Annotated in this window: 11 protein-coding genes and 3 tRNA genes; 10 read left to right on the top strand and 4 right to left on the bottom strand. The window is 56.7% G+C overall.

What is annotated here, in order from left to right; genetic code table 11:
- The first annotated feature begins 193 nt into the window (after positions 1–193).
- A complete protein-coding gene (yjeM, locus tag A6013_RS13055) occupies positions 194–1,693 on the top strand; it encodes a glutamate/gamma-aminobutyrate family transporter YjeM (protein WP_069733205.1) in 1,500 nt (499 codons plus the stop codon).
- A gap of 37 nt (positions 1,694–1,730) precedes the next feature.
- Here the strand turns inward: yjeM and mscM are convergent, their stop codons facing one another.
- From mscM to rsgA, 3 genes are all read right to left on the bottom strand, one after another.
- Positions 1,731–5,054 carry a miniconductance mechanosensitive channel MscM gene (mscM, locus tag A6013_RS13050; protein ID WP_028015244.1) on the bottom strand — a complete coding sequence of 1,108 codons (3,324 nt, stop codon included), beginning with the start codon at positions 5,052–5,054 and terminating at the stop codon, positions 1,731–1,733.
- A gap of 19 nt (positions 5,055–5,073) precedes the next feature.
- A complete protein-coding gene (gene asd / locus A6013_RS13045; protein ID WP_028015245.1) occupies positions 5,074–6,042 on the bottom strand; it encodes an archaetidylserine decarboxylase in 969 nt (322 codons plus the stop codon).
- A gap of 97 nt (positions 6,043–6,139) precedes the next feature.
- Complete coding sequence (rsgA, locus tag A6013_RS13040) at positions 6,140–7,192, bottom strand: small ribosomal subunit biogenesis GTPase RsgA (protein WP_032644955.1); 1,053 nt, start codon at positions 7,190–7,192, stop codon at positions 6,140–6,142.
- A 107-nt stretch (positions 7,193–7,299) separates the two neighbouring features.
- On the opposite strand from rsgA, the gene orn reads away from it, so the two are divergent.
- The 4 genes from orn to A6013_RS13020 all read left to right on the top strand — a co-directional run bounded on the left by orn (position 7,300) and on the right by A6013_RS13020 (position 8,341).
- A complete protein-coding gene (gene orn, locus A6013_RS13035) occupies positions 7,300–7,845 on the top strand; it encodes an oligoribonuclease (RefSeq protein ID WP_028015247.1) in 546 nt (181 codons plus the stop codon).
- Positions 7,846–8,041: 196 nt separating this feature from the next.
- Positions 8,042–8,117: transfer RNA gene (locus A6013_RS13030), tRNA-Gly, on the top strand.
- Positions 8,118–8,153: 36 nt separating this feature from the next.
- A tRNA-Gly gene (locus A6013_RS13025) sits at positions 8,154–8,229 on the top strand.
- Positions 8,230–8,265: 36 nt separating this feature from the next.
- Positions 8,266–8,341, top strand: a tRNA-Gly gene (locus A6013_RS13020).
- Between the two features lie 270 nt (positions 8,342–8,611).
- Here the strand turns inward: A6013_RS13020 and queG are convergent.
- Entirely contained in the window at positions 8,612–9,751 is a 1,140-nt protein-coding gene (gene queG / locus A6013_RS13015) for a tRNA epoxyqueuosine(34) reductase QueG (protein WP_028015248.1), read from the bottom strand.
- Here queG and nnr point away from each other — a divergent pair.
- The 5 genes from nnr to miaA are packed head-to-tail and all read left to right on the top strand — an operon-like array spanning position 9,750 to position 15,875.
- Positions 9,750–11,273 carry a bifunctional ADP-dependent NAD(P)H-hydrate dehydratase/NAD(P)H-hydrate epimerase gene (gene nnr / locus A6013_RS13010; RefSeq protein ID WP_069733204.1) on the top strand — a complete coding sequence of 508 codons (1,524 nt, stop codon included), beginning with the start codon at positions 9,750–9,752 and terminating at the stop codon, positions 11,271–11,273. The genes queG and nnr overlap by 2 nt on opposite strands.
- Positions 11,266–11,727: a tRNA (adenosine(37)-N6)-threonylcarbamoyltransferase complex ATPase subunit type 1 TsaE gene (gene tsaE, locus A6013_RS13005; RefSeq protein ID WP_028015250.1), complete on the top strand. Its 462-nt coding sequence runs from the start codon at positions 11,266–11,268 to the stop codon at positions 11,725–11,727. The genes nnr and tsaE overlap by 8 nt, the downstream gene beginning before the upstream one ends.
- Positions 11,728–11,743: 16 nt before the next feature.
- The gene (gene amiB / locus A6013_RS13000) at positions 11,744–13,078 is read left to right on the top strand and encodes an N-acetylmuramoyl-L-alanine amidase AmiB (RefSeq protein WP_028015251.1); all 1,335 of its coding nucleotides are present in this window, start codon (positions 11,744–11,746) and stop codon (positions 13,076–13,078) included.
- 9 nt (positions 13,079–13,087) lie between these two features.
- A complete protein-coding gene (gene mutL / locus A6013_RS12995) occupies positions 13,088–14,932 on the top strand; it encodes a DNA mismatch repair endonuclease MutL (RefSeq protein ID WP_028015252.1) in 1,845 nt (614 codons plus the stop codon).
- The gene (miaA, locus tag A6013_RS12990; protein WP_028015253.1) at positions 14,925–15,875 is read left to right on the top strand and encodes a tRNA (adenosine(37)-N6)-dimethylallyltransferase MiaA; all 951 of its coding nucleotides are present in this window, start codon (positions 14,925–14,927) and stop codon (positions 15,873–15,875) included. The genes mutL and miaA overlap by 8 nt, the downstream gene beginning before the upstream one ends.
- The last annotated feature ends 81 nt before the right edge of the window (positions 15,876–15,956 follow it).

Genomic DNA, 15,956 nt, shown 5'->3' with positions numbered 1-15,956 from the left:
GGCCGGGTGGCGCTGTCGCTTACCCGGCATATAGTATCTGTGGCAATTTTCCTTTCCATTTCTTCTCCGCAACATTAAAAACTGCCATTTTCTCTGTACACGGGTCTTTTTCTTAAATTGCCTCGTATAGCCACAATATTAGTCTGGTCATCTGCTACCATCCGCGCAGTTTAATTCCTCTTCGGATGGTTATATGTCCCAGTCACTCAAAAAGATGACCCTCACCGGGCTCATTCTGATGATTTTTACGTCAGTTTTTGGCTTTGCCAACAGCCCGTCGGCTTTCTATCTGATGGGCTACAGCGCGACGCCGTTTTATATCGTTTCTGCTCTGTTCTTCTTTATCCCGTTTGCGCTGATGATGGCGGAGATGGGCTCGGCTTACCGGAAAGAAGAGGGCGGTATCTATTCATGGATGAACAACAGCATCGGCCCGCGCTACGCGTTTATCGGCACGTTTATGTGGTTCTCCTCCTACGTCGTCTGGATGGTCAGCACGGCGGCCAAAGTCTGGGTGCCGTTCTCCACGTTTCTTTTCGGTGCGGATAAAACGCAGGTCTGGTCTTTAGCCGGGCTGAGCTCCACGCAGGTGGTCGGGATTCTGGCGGTGTGCTGGATGATGGTGGTGACGCTGGTGGCGTCAAAAGGCATCAACAAAATTGCCCGTATCACTGCCGTTGGCGGTATTTCCGTGATGTGCCTGAACCTGGTGCTGCTGCTGGTGAGTATCGCCATTCTGTGCCTGAACGGCGGACACTTCGCGCAGGAGGTGAACTTCGTTTCATCGCCTAATCCGGGCTATCAGTCCGGGCTGGCCATGCTCTCCTTCGTGGTATTTGCCATTTTTGCCTACGGTGGTATTGAAGCGGTAGGTGGGCTGGTCGATAAGACCGAGAACCCGGAAAAAAACTTTGCCAAAGGGATTATTTTTGCCGCCATCGTCATCTCCATCGGCTATTCGCTGGCGATTTTCCTCTGGGGCGTTAGCACTAACTGGCAGCAGGTGTTGAGTAACAATACCACTAACCTCGGGAACATAACCTACGTGCTGATGAAAAGCCTGGGAATGACGCTGGGTAACGCCATGCACCTGACGCCGGAAGCATCGGCCACCCTGGGGATCTGGTTTGCGCGCATTACCGGCCTGTCGATGTTCCTTGCCTATACCGGCGCGTTCTTCACGCTAATCTACTCGCCGCTGAAAGCAATCATCCAGGGTACGCCAAAGGCGCTGTGGCCGGCACGCATGACGCAGCTCAATACCGCAGGCATGCCTGCCAACGCCATGTGGATGCAGTGTCTGCTGGTGTGCGTGTTCATTCTGCTGGTGTCATTTGGCGGTGATACAGCGTCTGCGTTCTATAACAAGCTGACCCTGATGGCGAACGTGTCGATGACGCTGCCGTACCTGTTCCTGACGCTGGCGTTCCCGTTCTTTAAGGCGAAGCGGGATCTTGAGCGTCCGTTTGTGATCTTCAAAACCCGCGCGGCAACGCTGCTGGCGACCACGGTGGTGGTGCTGGTCGTGGCGTTTGCCAACATCTTTACCGTTATTCAGCCCGTGGTTGAGGCGAACGACTGGAACAGCGCGCTGTGGATGGTCGGTGGGCCAGTCTTCTTCTCGCTGCTGGCGATGGGTATTTATGAGAATTACCGCCGGCGCTCAATGGCGTACGTCACGGAAGTGGCGTAGCGGTAAAATGCCCCTCCCGAAAGGGAGGGGAGAACGATTACAGACTTCCCGCCGGGCGCGATCTTGCCGCCGACGTGAGCGTTTTACCCATCTTGCGTCCGTCCATGCTTTCCAGACGCATCTGGAACGGTGGGAACGGCATATCAATACCATGCTCGCGGAAGCCCGCCAGAATGAGCTGGTGGATCTCATGGCGCAGCGGCATGCGGTGTCCCATTTCGGCGGCGTATATACGCAACTCGAAAATCTGGATCCCCTGCTGTAAATCAACCAGGAATACTTCCGGCGCAGGGTTATCGAGCACCAGCGTACAGCGTTCAGCGGCGGTGTAGAGGATCTGCGTGACCTCTTCACTGTTGGCATCCGACGGCGCCGGTACCGTCAGCACCACGCGCGTAACGGAGTCCGACAGGGACCAGTTGATAAACTGCTCGGTAATAAATGCCTTGTTCGGCACGATGATCTCTTTACGGTCCCAGTCGCTGATCGTGGTGGCGCGGGTGTTGATCTTCGTTACGCTCCCGGTCAGATCGCGGATCGTCACCGTATCGCCAATGCGAATCGGCTTTTCAAACAGGATGATCAGGCCGGATACAAAGTTAGCGAAAATCTCCTGCATGCCAAAGCCAAGGCCAAACGTCAGCGCGGCCACCAGCCACTGCAGTTTAGACCACTCAATACCAATCATTGAGAACCCGACCATTCCGCCAAACAGCAGTATCAGGTATTTCGTAATGGTCGTAATGGCGTATCCCGTGCCGGGGGTTAAATCCAGATGCTGCAGCAGCGCCAGCTCCAGCAGAGCCGGGAAGTTACGCACCAGTTGGGTGGTGATGATCAGCACCAGGATGGCAATCAGCACCGCGCCTAAGGTGATCGGCTCCAGGCTTTCAACGCCCTGCACCGTGGACGTCACGTCCCACAGAGAGATGTTCTCCAGGAAGCCAAACGCGGAGTGAATTTCCGACCACAGGAAGATCACCGACAGAAGGGCAATCAGCATCAGGAGGGAGCGCACCAGGCGCAGAGACTGGGTACTGATGGCATCCAGATCCAGTTCGACCTCGTCCGCATCCATCGTGCCTTCCGTGCTGTTGACATGGGTTGGCTCTTCCTCGCCACGGGCACGCTGAGCGAGGATCTCTGCCCTGCGATGCTTGGCGCGGTCAAAGGCCAGACGGCGGCGCTGGATCAGCATCCCGCGCCGGATCACGTGATACACCACCAGCAGCAGGAACCAGATCGCCACCGACGTTTCCAGTCGCGCCAGCAGCGCCTGCGAGGTTGCCAGGTAACCTACCGCCGCTGCCAGCATCGCAATCAGAGGAGCGCTCAGCAGCAGGTTCCAGAGCAGCCGGTTGAACATGTTGTCGCCGCTGCCGGATTTATCCAGATAGAGCGGTATCCCCGCGCGTTTCAGGCTGAGCGTGACGATGGCCAGCGCGCCGCAGATCAGCATAAAGCAGAGGCGGCCCAGCGAGCCTGAGAATTCCCGGTCGTTGAGATTATCAAACATGATCAGCGCCATAATCAGCGGCACAATCAGCCCGATGCTCATCAGGTAATAGCGCATGGCGCGCGCCACGCGGTTACGAGGCCAGCCAAAGTGGGCGATGAACAGGCCGTTAGGCCGCGCGAACGTCGCGCAAATCATCACCACCCACAGCAACGGTACCGTGGCGGTGACGCCATCGCCAATGGCGACCGCGAGCGGATAGGGCCAGGCTTCCCGCAGGCCATAGCCAAGCGTCATCCACAGCACCGGTAGTGGAGAGGCGACGAGAATCGACCAGAACACGGTGCGCAGCGTCAGCCAGAAGTGATCCTGAGTGACTTTCCCCACCCGCGCGCTGGAACGCTCCAGGAAGCGGGTGAAATGTCTGCGCGAATAAATGCTGAAGCCCACCAGAACCAACGCGCCAAGCAGCGGGAAAATCGTCTCTTTACTGGTCAGCATCATCACGCTGGCCTGTCCGAGCTGGCTAAAGGTGTCGAGCGAAATCAGGCGGCGCAGATCCTGAACAATCTCAATTGGCCACGAGAAGGTCATTGGACGTACGTCGGATGTCCAGAAGAGATAACGGTGCGTAGCCTCGTTCACCTCTTTCAGCGCGTCTTCCAGCTGGCTGTTAGAGACCTTGAGCTTAGTCAGTTCCAGAATCAGCGTATCCCCGCCCTGCAGCAGGGAGTTCAGCAGTTCGCGCTGGGTGCGCAGCTGGGCTTCCAGAATACGGTTTTGCTCGCTGGTCAGAGGTTGTCCGTCAGCCTGACGGATCTGGCGTATTTGCGGCTGCTTATTGAGAAGATCTTCAAAGTGCAGTCGCTGCACGCGCAGCTGGGCCATCTCGGTATCCAGCTGCTGCGGTTTCGGCATTTCCGGCAGGCGCGCGACCTGGGCGCGTAACGCTTCGCCCAGCAGGTTTGATGACCCGAGCCACTGGGACTGCTCGCGCAGGGTGTTGAGCGCCTGGCGCACCTGCAGGGTTTGATTCGTCGCCTGACGCTGCTGGGAGGCAACCAGATCCATACGCTGCGCCTGCTGATTCAGGGCGGCAGAAAGCTCGCGGTTGACCTTAAACTGATCGACGATACCTTCCGGCAGATTGGCGCTGTTTTCCGCCAGCAGCTCGGTGCTTTCAAGCGCTCGCTCGGCTTCGCGCTGGCGCTGGCTGTTAAGCAAATTACGCAGGGCCTGAAGGTACGCATCCAGCTGCTCGCTCTGCTTCTGAGCGAGTTCAGAGCGCATCCGCGCCAGCTCCTGGCGGTTGTTGGCGGAAAGCTGCGCCAGCTCCAGCTCATCCACAAGGGCCTTCAGACGGGCAGATTCCGCCTGCAGACCCAGATTTTGCGCCTGAGCCTGCGGCGTGTTGCCGCTTTGCGTACCCACGCGGCGCTCAACGTCGTTAAGCTGGCGGCGGGCGTCGGTTTGCTGCTGCGGAAGCTGGCTGAGGGAGTCGGCAATTTCACGCGCTCGCTCCTGCTCCTGCTGAGCCTGGCGGCTCTTTTCCAGGAGCTGGCTGCTGACCTGCAGGATTTCTTGGTTCAGGGCGTCGGTGGTCATGCCTTCCGGCACTTCGCGCGGCTCATCGCGCAGATTAGCGAGTTGCGCGCGCAGCGTTTGCGAGAGTTTAGGGAAGTTGTCGATAACCTGCTGATACTGCTGAGCGCGCTCAAGCGAGCCTTTCCGCTCTTCAAGCGCGTTCAGTGCGGACTGGAGTGACTCAACGGTCTCTGGCTGAGCGGGTTTAGCCGCTTTCGCCTGCTCCAGCTCCTGGGTTATCTGTTTGGCGTCGGGGGCTGTCGCTGCGTACGCCCCCATGCTGAGGCACCAGGCCATCAGTAGAACGATAATCGGGCGCACGTCAGCGATCCTTCTTTTGTTAGCCTTCGTCTTTTTTGTCGTCAACCAGCGGGCTGGCGTCGTGCTCGGCGTCGATCTCTTCTTGCGGCAGCGGAGCAGGTTCTGCATCCGGCGTCACGAAGGTTTCGGTAGAGACCGCCAGCGGCTGACCCAGTTTGGTGACCGACAGGCTTTCGAGCTGCTCAGCCAGCTTCACTTTGCCCGGCGCAAACAGGTTGATGACGGTAGAGCCCAGCTTGAAGCGACCCATTTCCTGGCCTTTCAGCAGGGCGACAGAACCTTCTTCTTCACCGGCAGGCCACGTCCAGCGCTTGATCACGCCTTCACGCGGCGGGGTAATGGTGCCAGCCCAGACGGTTTCGATGCTGCCGACAATGGTCGCGCCCACCAGAATCTGCGCCATAGGGCCGAACTCAGTATCGAACAGGCAGATGACGCGTTCGTTACGGGCAAACAGGTTCGGTACGTTTTGCGCGGTCAGGTGGTTCACGGAGAACAGATCGCCCGGCACGTAGATCATCTCACGCAGGATACCGTTACACGGCATGTGTACGCGGTGGTAGTCGCGCGGTGACAGATAGGTGGTGGCAAAGGTGCCGTTGCGGAACAGGTCCGCCATCAGGTAATTGCCCGCCAGCAGCGCTTCCAGGCTGTAGTTATGGCCTTTCGCCTGCAGGATTTTGTCGTCTTCGATGTTACCCAACTGGCTGATCACGCCGTCTGCTGGCATCACCAGGACGTTAGGGTCGGTGTTCAGCGGGCGCACTTCGTCGCGCAGCGGGCGCACGAAAAACTCGTTGAACGTGCGGTAGCTGGCGGTGTCCGGCTTCTGCGCTTCTTTCATGTCGACCTTGTAATACTTAACGAAAAGGTCGATGACCAGTTTGGTCAGCCAGCCCGCGCGTTTGCTTGCGCCCCAGCCCGCCAGGCGAGTGAGCCACAGTTTTGGCAGAATGTATTGAAGCGAAAGTTTAAATGCGTTTAACAAGGTAGCCTCCAGGCCATTGTTTTGTCGTTCCTGATCCGGCAGTAAGCCGCCGGAACCTGAAAAAAGGGGACGATTTTAGCGATGCTTAGCTTAGTTGTCAGTTATCAGAATCAGAAAAGTTTTTACGCGTTTTTACCTGATCCATGCTCTCAAGAATGCGGTGGTAATTCTCGAAGCGGGTCTCCGCGATTTCACCTTTCTCAACCGCTTCGCGGATAGCGCAGCCTGGATCGTTATCGTGTTTGCAGTCGCGGTATTTGCAAGCGCCTAAATAATCATGGAATTCGACAAATCCATTAAAGATTTGTTCCGGCTCAAGATGCCATAAACCGAATTCACGCACGCCCGGTGAGTCGATCACATCGCCGCCGTGAGGGAAATGATAGAGACGTGAGGCGGTGGTGGTATGCTGGCCGAGGCCCGAGACGTCAGACACATCGTTAGTGAGGATCTCCTGCTGGAGGCCGAGAAGGTTGTTTAGCAGGCTCGATTTCCCTACGCCGGACTGACCCGCAAAGATGCTGATGCGATCGGTAAGCGCCTCTTCCAGCGGTTTCAGTCCGTCTTTGGTGTAGCTGGACACCATCAGAACGCGGTAGCCAATCTTGCGGTAGATATCCATCTGCTCATTAACGAAAGCCATGCCTTCGTCATCCAGCAGATCGATTTTGTTCAGCACGATAATCGGTTCAACCTGCAGCGTTTCACAGGCGACAAGGTATCGGTCGATAATATTGAGCGAAAGTTCGGGCAAAATCGCCGATACGATGACAATCTGGTTAATGTTGGCGGCAATCGGCTTCACCCCGTCGTAAAAATCGGGACGGGTTAACACGGACGTACGCTCATGGACCGCTTCAACGATACCTTTTACCGTAACGCCCTCTGCCGCCTCTTTACCCGGTCGCCAGACGACGCGGTCGCCGGTCACCAGAGAACGAATGGTCCGGCGAATGTTACAGCGGTGGATTTCGCCATCGGCGGATTCCACGTCGGCGTGCATACCGAAACGGCTGATAACTACGCCTTCCGTTGGTTCGCCAAACAGGTTGTCGTCGTAATCGACCTTCTCCGAAGTGGTTTTAAGACGGCGCTGATGATTGGCATTCACGCGGCGCTGCTGCCCTTTGGAGAGTTTATTTTTACTCAATCGCACTGGCTCCTGGTCGCCCGTAAGGGGCAAAACCTCTATGATACACTCTAATTAATACTAGTTAACCTGCTACTGCCGGTTATGCGAGAAGGGTGGAAAATAACATGAGCGCGGATGAAAACAACCTGATTTGGATCGATCTCGAAATGACCGGGCTGGATCCCGAGCGCGATCGCATTATTGAGATTGCAACTCTGGTGACCGATGCCAACCTGAATATCCTTGCCGAAGGGCCAACGATTGCGGTGCATCAGTCCGACGACCAGCTTGCGCTGATGGATGAGTGGAACGTGCGTACCCACACCGGCAGCGGTCTTGTCGAGCGCGTGAAGGCGAGCACGCTGGGCGATCGCGAGGCGGAACTGGCGACGCTCGAATTTCTGAAGCAGTGGGTACCAGCGGGTAAATCGCCGATCTGCGGGAACAGCATCGGTCAGGATCGCCGTTTCCTCTTCAAGTACATGCCGGAGCTGGAGTCTTACTTCCATTACCGCTATCTGGACGTGAGCACCCTGAAAGAGCTGGCGCGCCGCTGGAAGCCTGAAATTCTGGACGGCTTTAAAAAACAGGGTACGCACCAGGCGATGGACGATATCCGCGAGTCTGTTGCGGAACTCGCGTACTACCGCGAAAACTTTATTAAGCTGTGATTTTGAGATCCGGCACCTTGCGTGGCCGGGTTTTTGTCGTTAAATTGTTCAGCTTGCCGATTAAATAAGCACTTGAACTGAATTTCGAAAAAATCACTTTAAGGGGGGTTGCAGCTAAAAGGATTTCTCGTATAATGCGCCTCCCGTAACGACAGAGAATTACACGTTACGACAGCAACAAAAGCAGTACAGATTTGCGGGAATAGCTCAGTTGGTAGAGCACGACCTTGCCAAGGTCGGGGTCGCGAGTTCGAGTCTCGTTTCCCGCTCCAAAATTTGAAGGTGCTTCCTCAGCACAGACTGCCCAAGCGGGAATAGCTCAGTTGGTAGAGCACGACCTTGCCAAGGTCGGGGTCGCGAGTTCGAGTCTCGTTTCCCGCTCCAAAATTTGAAAGTGCTTCTAAAGCACGGACCACCCAAGCGGGAATAGCTCAGTTGGTAGAGCACGACCTTGCCAAGGTCGGGGTCGCGAGTTCGAGTCTCGTTTCCCGCTCCAAATTCTTCTTCATCTCTAAAATATCCACAGCGAAAAGACGCGCAGGGGACGTTTTCTATTGCATCTGAAATACTCTTGTAAACAGAGTTATCCACAGAATTCGCGCTTTACCCAAACCGTACAGAAAGTTAGCAGGGTGAATAATATCTTTCCAACTCACTGTATTAATTGGATAAAATTTCATTTCAAAATGTTATTGAGATCACTTGACCTCTTCTCAAGTCCAGATGGCGCTTGAGTTTTTATTTTTATTCACAGGCTGTGAATATATCACGCATCCCGCGTAAGCCCTTTTTCAATCACCCTAACCAGCCGCTGTTTCTTAGGAAGCTGCACCTCGACCACACAGGCATTTCGCTTCTCGATTTGCTGCGCAATCGCCCATTCTATGTGTTCATCAAGAAGTGGGTGCTCACCTCTACGGCTTTCGAGCGCCTGAATATTCGCTTCATCCCACGGGGCATTGCCCAGCGCGACGGCCACGTTTCGCAGCCAGCGCAGGTGGCCGATACGGCGAATAGCGGAACCTTCCGTCACCTTCAGAAACCAGGCTTCGGTCCAGGCGAACAGCTCAATAAGCTGTGGCGCATGCAGCGCTTTACGCGGGCTGAAGTCCTCTTCGTCCGTCAGCTGTGAATAGCGGTTCCACGGGCAAATCAGCTGACAGTCGTCGCAGCCGTAGATCCGGTTGCCGATAAGCGGTCGGAATTCTTCCGGGATCGCCCCTTCAAGCTCTATCGTGAGATAGGAGATGCAGCGGCGGGCATCAACGGTGTAAGGCTCAACGATGGCGCCCGTCGGGCAGATGGTCATGCAGGCCACGCAGCGGCCACAGCCTTCCTCCACCGGGCCATCTACCGGCAGGGGTAAATCAATCAGCAGCTCACCGAGGAAGAAGAACGATCCGGCGTCGCGGCTCAGGATAAGTGAGTGCTTACCTGTCCAGCCAAGTCCGGCTTTTTCGGCGATCGGGCGCTCAAGAACAGGCGCGGAATCGACAAAGGGTCTAAAATTCAGCGAATCACAGTGCTGCTGAATGGTTTCCCCGAGTTTTTTTAAGCGGTTACGCAGAAGCTTATGGTAATCACGCCCCAGAGCGTACCGGCTGACGTAACCCAGGGAGGGATTTTTTAGCGTGCGCGCAAAGGCCGCGTTGGCAGGCAGGTAGTTCATGCGCACGCTGATGACGCGTAGTGTACCCGGTAAAAGTTCATGTGGACGGGCGCGCATCATGCCGTGACGCGCCATCCACTCCATTTCGCCGTGGTATTGTTTGTCCAGCCAGGCCTGCAGTTTTGGCTCGCTGGCAGAGAGGTCGGTATCGGTAATGCCTACCTTCTGGAAGCCAAGCTCAGCACCCCACTGTTTTATTTTTTGCGCTAATTCATTGAGATCGAGGGGCTGTGACATGACGGACCATACGGTGAAGAAAAACCCCGCAAGTATACCACATTCCATCTGGCATGCGGATGACCTCCGGCGCGCCGAAAAAGAGGCCGCAGACAGTCTCGGCATTACCCTTTATGAACTGATGCAGCGCGCGGGAGAGGCGGCGTTTAACGTTGCCCGCAGCGCGTACCCGCAGTCCACTCACTGGCTGATTTTGTGCGGGCACGGCAATAACGGCGGCGACGGTTACGTCGTTGCGCGTCTTGCCGTTGCAGCCGGTCTCCGCGTTACCCTGCTGGCGCTGGAGAGTGATAAGCCCCTGCCGGAAGAGGCCTGCGCGGCGCGGGAGGCATGGCTGAACGCAGGTGGCGTGATTCATGCTCCTGATATCGTCTGGCCGGAAGATGTTGATCTGATTGTTGATGGTCTGCTGGGGACCGGGCTACGCAGCGCGCCTCGCGAAAACATTGCCGCGCTTATTGAACACGCTAACGGGTACTCTGCGCCGGTAGTCGCGCTGGATATTCCGTCGGGCCTGATCGCGCAGACCGGCGCGACGCCTGGCGCCGTTATTCAGGCTGCGCACACCGTGACCTTTATCGCCCTGAAGCCGGGCTTGTTAACCGGAAAAGCGCGGGATGTGGTCGGCGTATTGCACCATAACGCGCTGGGGCTGGAGAGCTGGCTCGTTGGACAGGAAACGCTCCTGTCGCGCTTTGATTCCTCGCAGCTAAAAGAGTGGCTTCCGCCGCGCCGCCCAACGTCTCACAAGGGCGACAACGGCAGGCTGGTGATTATTGGTGGCGATCGCGGTACGGCAGGAGCGGTTCGCATGACCGGTGAGGCGGCACTTCGCAGCGGTGCCGGGTTAGTGCGAGTACTCACTCGCATTGAAAATATTGCGTCAATCATCACAGCCCGACCGGAACTGATGGTCCATGAGCTTACGCCCCAGACGCTGGAAGAAAGCCTCGAATGGGCGGATGTGGTGGTTATTGGTCCCGGGCTTGGGCAACAGACATGGGGTAAACAGGCCCTGCAAAAGGTCGAGAATTTTCGTAAACCGATGCTGTGGGATGCCGACGCGCTTAACCTTCTGGCAATAAATCCGGATAAGCGTCACAATCGCATTCTGACGCCACACCCCGGCGAAGCCGCGCGCCTGCTTAACTGCAGCGTGGCAGAAATTGAAAGCGATCGCTTACTTTCTGCTCAGCGTCTGGTAAAACGTTACGGAGGTGTTGCCGTTTTGAAAGGGGCAGGCACCGTTGTCGCCAGTGACGAGACGCAGGGCATTATTGATGCCGGAAATGCGGGCATGGCGAGCGGCGGTATGGGCGATGTGCTTTCAGGCATCATCGGCGCATTGCTTGGACAGAAACTTCCCCTTTATGATGCAGCCTGTGCGGGCTGTGTGGCCCACGGCGCGGCAGCTGACAGGCTTGCTGCGCGGGAGGGGACACGCGGTATGCTGGCCACCGATCTCTTTTGCACGCTGCGGCGTGTTGTTAACCCGGATGTGATTGACGTAGAAAATGACTAATCGAGCGATTCCTTTACCTGATGAACAAGCCACTTTAGATCTCGGCAAGCGCGTGGCGCAGGCCTGTCAGGGGGCAACCGTCATTTATCTGTATGGCGATTTAGGTGCGGGTAAAACCACCTTCAGCCGGGGTTTTTTGCAGGCGTTAGGGCATAACGGGAACGTGAAAAGCCCTACCTACACGCTGGTCGAGCCGTACACCCTCGACAATCTTATGGTGTACCACTTTGATTTATACCGCCTTGCGGATCCTGAGGAGCTGGAATTTATGGGGATCCGTGATTATTTTGCCAACGACGCCATCTGCCTGGTGGAGTGGCCGCAACAAGGTGCGGGTGTGCTGCCTGACCCGGATGTCGAAATTCACTTAGATTACCAGGCTCAAGGGCGTGAGGCTCGCATCAGTGCGGTTTCCTCATCAGGGTGTTCCTTACTGGCGCGTCTCGCCGGTTAAGAGTAGGGATGACGGGATGATTAGTCGCGTTAAAGGTTGGGTGTTGGCTGCGACGGTGCTGCTGTGCGCGCAGGCCGGGGCGGCAAGCCTTTCGGATATTCAGGTGTCAAACGGCGAAAGCCAGGCCCGGATTACGTTCAGCTTTATGGGCGACCCTGAATACGCGTTTTCACAGCCAGACAGCCACAGCGTGGCGCTGGATATCAAACAGACAGGCGTGATCCAGGGGCTACCGCTGCGGTTCAGCGGTAACAACCTGGTGAAAAGTATCCGCTCGGGTACCCCTCAGGACAGCCAGTCGCTGCGCCTGGTGGTCGATCTGACCGAAAAGGGCAAAACGAAGGCGGTGAAGCAGCAAAACGGGGCGAACTATACGGTGGTCTTCACCATCAATGCCGATGTTCCGCCGCCTCCGCCGCCACCGGTTGTCGCGAAACGCGTGGAAGAGCCGGTGTATACGCCTCGCCCATCGGAACCTGCGCGTAATCCGTTTAAATCGCAGAACGATCGCATCACCGCGGCAACCAGCAGTAACACGGTAACGCGTCCGGCGGTCAGCGCACGGCGTACGGTCAGCGGTGACAAAGTGATTATCGCCATTGATGCCGGGCACGGTGGACAGGATCCTGGAGCGATTGGCCCGGGCGGCACGCGAGAGAAAAATGTCACTATTGCGGTGGCCCGCAAGCTGCGGACGCTGTTAAACGATGATCCGATGTTTAAAGGCGTACTAACCCGCGACGGCGACTATTTTATCTCTGTGATGGGCCGCTCAGACGTGGCGCGTAAGCAAAACGCCAATTTCCTGGTCTCCATTCACGCGGATGCCGCACCGAACCGTAACGCGACGGGCGCCTCGGTATGGGTCCTGTCGAACCGCCGGGCAAACAGCGAAATGGCCAACTGGCTGGAAGAGCATGAGAAACAGTCTGAACTGTTAGGCGGCGCGGGTGATGTGCTGGCAAACAGCCAGTCTGACCCATACCTCAGCCAGGCGGTGCTGGATTTACAATTCGGTCATTCTCAGCGCGTCGGGTATGATGTCGCCACTAACGTATTGAACCAGTTGCAGGGCATCGGGGCATTGCATAAGCGCCGCCCTGAACATGCGAGCCTGGGCGTTCTGCGCTCGCCGGATATTCCGTCAATTCTGGTAGAGACGGGCTTTATCAGCAATAACAGTGAAGAGCGCCTGCTGGGCAGCGACAGCTATCAGCAGCAAATTGCCGAAGCGATTTATAACGGTTTACGTAAATATTTTGAGGCGCATCCTCTGCAGTCCGCGCCGCAGGGCGGAGCAGCCCAGACGGCCAGCGCCGCGCAGCCGGGTGGGTTGACCGCCACAAATTAAGGAGATTTCATGCCGATTCAGGTTCTGCCGCCGCAGCTCGCGAACCAAATCGCCGCCGGTGAGGTGGTGGAACGCCCTGCGTCGGTGGTGAAGGAGCTGGTTGAAAATAGCCTCGATGCGGGTGCCACCCGCATTGATATTGATATCGAACGCGGCGGCGCAAAGCTTATCCGCATTCGCGACAACGGCTGCGGCATCAAAAAAGAGGAGCTGGCGCTGGCGCTGGCGCGTCATGCCACCAGTAAAATTGCCTCTCTGGATGACCTGGAAGCGATTATCAGCCTCGGTTTTCGCGGCGAAGCGCTGGCCAGTATCAGCTCGGTTTCTCGTTTAACGCTGACCTCCCGCACCGCTGAACAGCAGGAAGCCTGGCAGGCCTACGCTGAAGGGCGGGATATGGACGTCACGGTCAAACCCGCGGCGCACCCTGTCGGTACTACGCTGGAAGTTCTGGACCTGTTCTACAATACTCCCGCCCGCCGCAAGTTTATGCGTACCGAAAAAACCGAGTTCGGCCATATCGACGAGATCATCCGCCGAATTGCGCTCGCCCGTTTCGACGTCACCATCAACCTCAGCCATAACGGCAAGGTGATGCGCCAGTACCGCGCGGTGGCTGAAGGTGGTCAGAAAGAGCGACGGTTAGGCGCTATCTGCGGGACCCCGTTCCTGGAGCAGGCGTTGGCTATCGAGTGGCAGCACGGCGATCTGGCTTTACGCGGCTGGGTGGCCGATCCGAACGCCAGTAGCGCGGCGTATTCTGAAATTCAGTATTGCTACGTGAATGGCCGCATGATGCGCGATCGCCTCATTAACCACGCCATTCGCCAGGCCTGCGAAGACAAGCTCGGGGCCGATCAGCAACCGGCCTTTGTGCTTTATCTGGAGATCGACCCGCACCAGGTGGATGTCAACGTCCATCCTGCCAAGCATGAAGTACGGTTCCATCAGTCGCGTCTGGTGCATGATTTTATCTACCAGGGCGTGCTGAGCGTGCTGCAACAGCAGCTTGAACCCACGCTGCCGCTGGAAAAAGAAGACTCCGCACCGCGCCCCATTCCGGAAAACCGTGTCGCGGCAGGCCGCAACCATTTTGCGGAGCCTGCCGTCGCGCGTGAACCAGACGCCCCGCGTTTCTCCTCTGCAGGAGCCGCGCCGCGTCCGACGGGCGTGAACTACCCGAACGCTCAGCCCGGCTATCAGAAGCAGCAGGGGGCGCTGTACCGTAAACTGCTGGAAACGCCCGCAGTCGAGCGCAAAGAGCACGTTTCGGTGGCGACACCTTCCCTTGAAGGCCATAGCCAGAGTTTTGGCCGGGTGTTGACGATTATCGCCCCGGATATGGCCCTGCTTGAGCGCGACGGCAAACTGCTGCTTCTGGCGCTGCCGGTTGCCGAACGCTGGCTCAAGCAGGCGCAACTGACGCCGGGGGAACATGCGGCCTGTGCGCAGCCGTTATTGATCCCGGTTCGCCTGAAAATATCCGCTGAAGAAACAAGGGTATTGCAGCGTGCAGAGGCCCAGCTGGCGCAAATGGGCATTGAAATTGTGCTCGAACCACAACATGTGACAATTCGCGCAGTGCCTTTACCCTTACGCCAACAAAATTTACAAAACTTGATTCCTGAACTGATAGGCTACCTGGCGCAGCAAACATCGTTGGAGGCTGCCAACACCGCGCAGTGGATCGCCCGCCATCTGGCCAGCGAACATTCACCGTGGAGTATGGCGCAGGCGATTACCGTGCTGGCGGAGGTGGAACGCCTCTGCCCACAGCTGGTGAAAGCGCCGCCGGGTGGGTTATTACAACCTGTTGATTTAAAAACGGCGATGACCGCCCTGAAACATGACTGACGTAAGCAAGGCGAGCCTGCCAAAGGCAATTTTTTTAATGGGCCCAACGGCCTCTGGCAAAACAGCGTTAGCCATTGAGTTACGTAAAGTTTTGCCTGTAGAGTTGATTAGCGTTGATTCCGCCCTCATCTATCGAGGGATGGACATCGGCACGGCGAAGCCCGGCGCAGACGAACTGCGTGCGGCACCGCACCGTTTGCTGGATATACTCGACCCGGCAGAGGCTTACTCCGCAGCGGATTTCCGCCGGGATGCCTTAGCTGAGATGGCCGAGATAACGGCGGCGGGGCGTATACCGCTGTTGGTTGGCGGAACCATGCTCTACTTCAAGGCGCTGCTCGAAGGTTTATCACCCTTACCTTCTGCAGATCCTGAAATCAGAGCAAAGATTGAGCAGCAGGCGGCAGAGCAGGGGTGGGACGCATTGCATAAGCAACTGGCAGAGATTGACCCGGTTGCGGCGGCGCGAATCCATCCAAACGATCCGCAAAGGCTTTCCCGGGCACTGGAAGTTTTTTTCATTTCGGGTAAAACTTTAACGGAACTGACGCAAACGTCAGGAGACGCTCTGCCGTATCAGGTGCATCAGTTCGCCATCGCCCCGGCGAGCCGTGAACTGCTCCATCAACGAATTGAGCAGCGTTTTCATCAGATGTTGGCTTCAGATTTTGAAGCAGAAGTGCGGGCGCTATTTGCCCGTGGAGATTTGCATACGGATATGCCTTCCGTTCGTTGTGTGGGATACCGCCAGATGTGGTCGTATCTTGAAGGTGAGATTTCATACGATGAAATGGTTTATCGAGGTGTTTGCGCCACGAGACAGTTAGCGAAGCGCCAGATCACCTGGTTGCGCGGTTGGGAGGGGGTTCACTGGTTAGACAGTGAAAAACCGCAACAGGCGTTAAACGATGTGATTGAGGTTGTTGGTGATATCGCCCACTGAATGTGTACAATTGAGACGTATCGTGCGCAATTTTTCAGAATCGCAAGGTTCTAAGTACAAAACAAGCATATAAGGAAAAGA

The sequence above is a fragment of the Enterobacter sp. IF2SW-B1 genome (assembly GCF_001743375.1).
GTDB classification, from domain to species: domain Bacteria; phylum Pseudomonadota; class Gammaproteobacteria; order Enterobacterales; family Enterobacteriaceae; genus Enterobacter; species Enterobacter bugandensis.
Note: the sequence above shows the minus strand (reverse complement) of the source record. Positions and strands in the feature narration are given on the sequence as shown.

What these genes read in the sequence shown, in the direction of transcription:
- yjeM (WP_069733205.1), top strand. Translation starts at nt 194, where the DNA reads ATGTCCCAGTCACTCAAAAAGATGACCCTCACCGGGCTCATTCTGATG.
- orn (WP_028015247.1), top strand. Translation starts at nt 7,300, where the DNA reads ATGAGCGCGGATGAAAACAACCTGATTTGGATCGATCTCGAAATGACC.
- nnr (WP_069733204.1), top strand. Translation starts at nt 9,750, where the DNA reads ATGACGGACCATACGGTGAAGAAAAACCCCGCAAGTATACCACATTCC.
- queG (WP_028015248.1), bottom strand. Translation starts at nt 9,751, where the DNA reads ATGTCACAGCCCCTCGATCTCAATGAATTAGCGCAAAAAATAAAACAG.
- tsaE (WP_028015250.1), top strand. Translation starts at nt 11,266, where the DNA reads ATGACTAATCGAGCGATTCCTTTACCTGATGAACAAGCCACTTTAGAT.
- amiB (WP_028015251.1), top strand. Translation starts at nt 11,744, where the DNA reads ATGATTAGTCGCGTTAAAGGTTGGGTGTTGGCTGCGACGGTGCTGCTG.
- mutL (WP_028015252.1), top strand. Translation starts at nt 13,088, where the DNA reads ATGCCGATTCAGGTTCTGCCGCCGCAGCTCGCGAACCAAATCGCCGCC.
- miaA (WP_028015253.1), top strand. Translation starts at nt 14,925, where the DNA reads ATGACTGACGTAAGCAAGGCGAGCCTGCCAAAGGCAATTTTTTTAATG.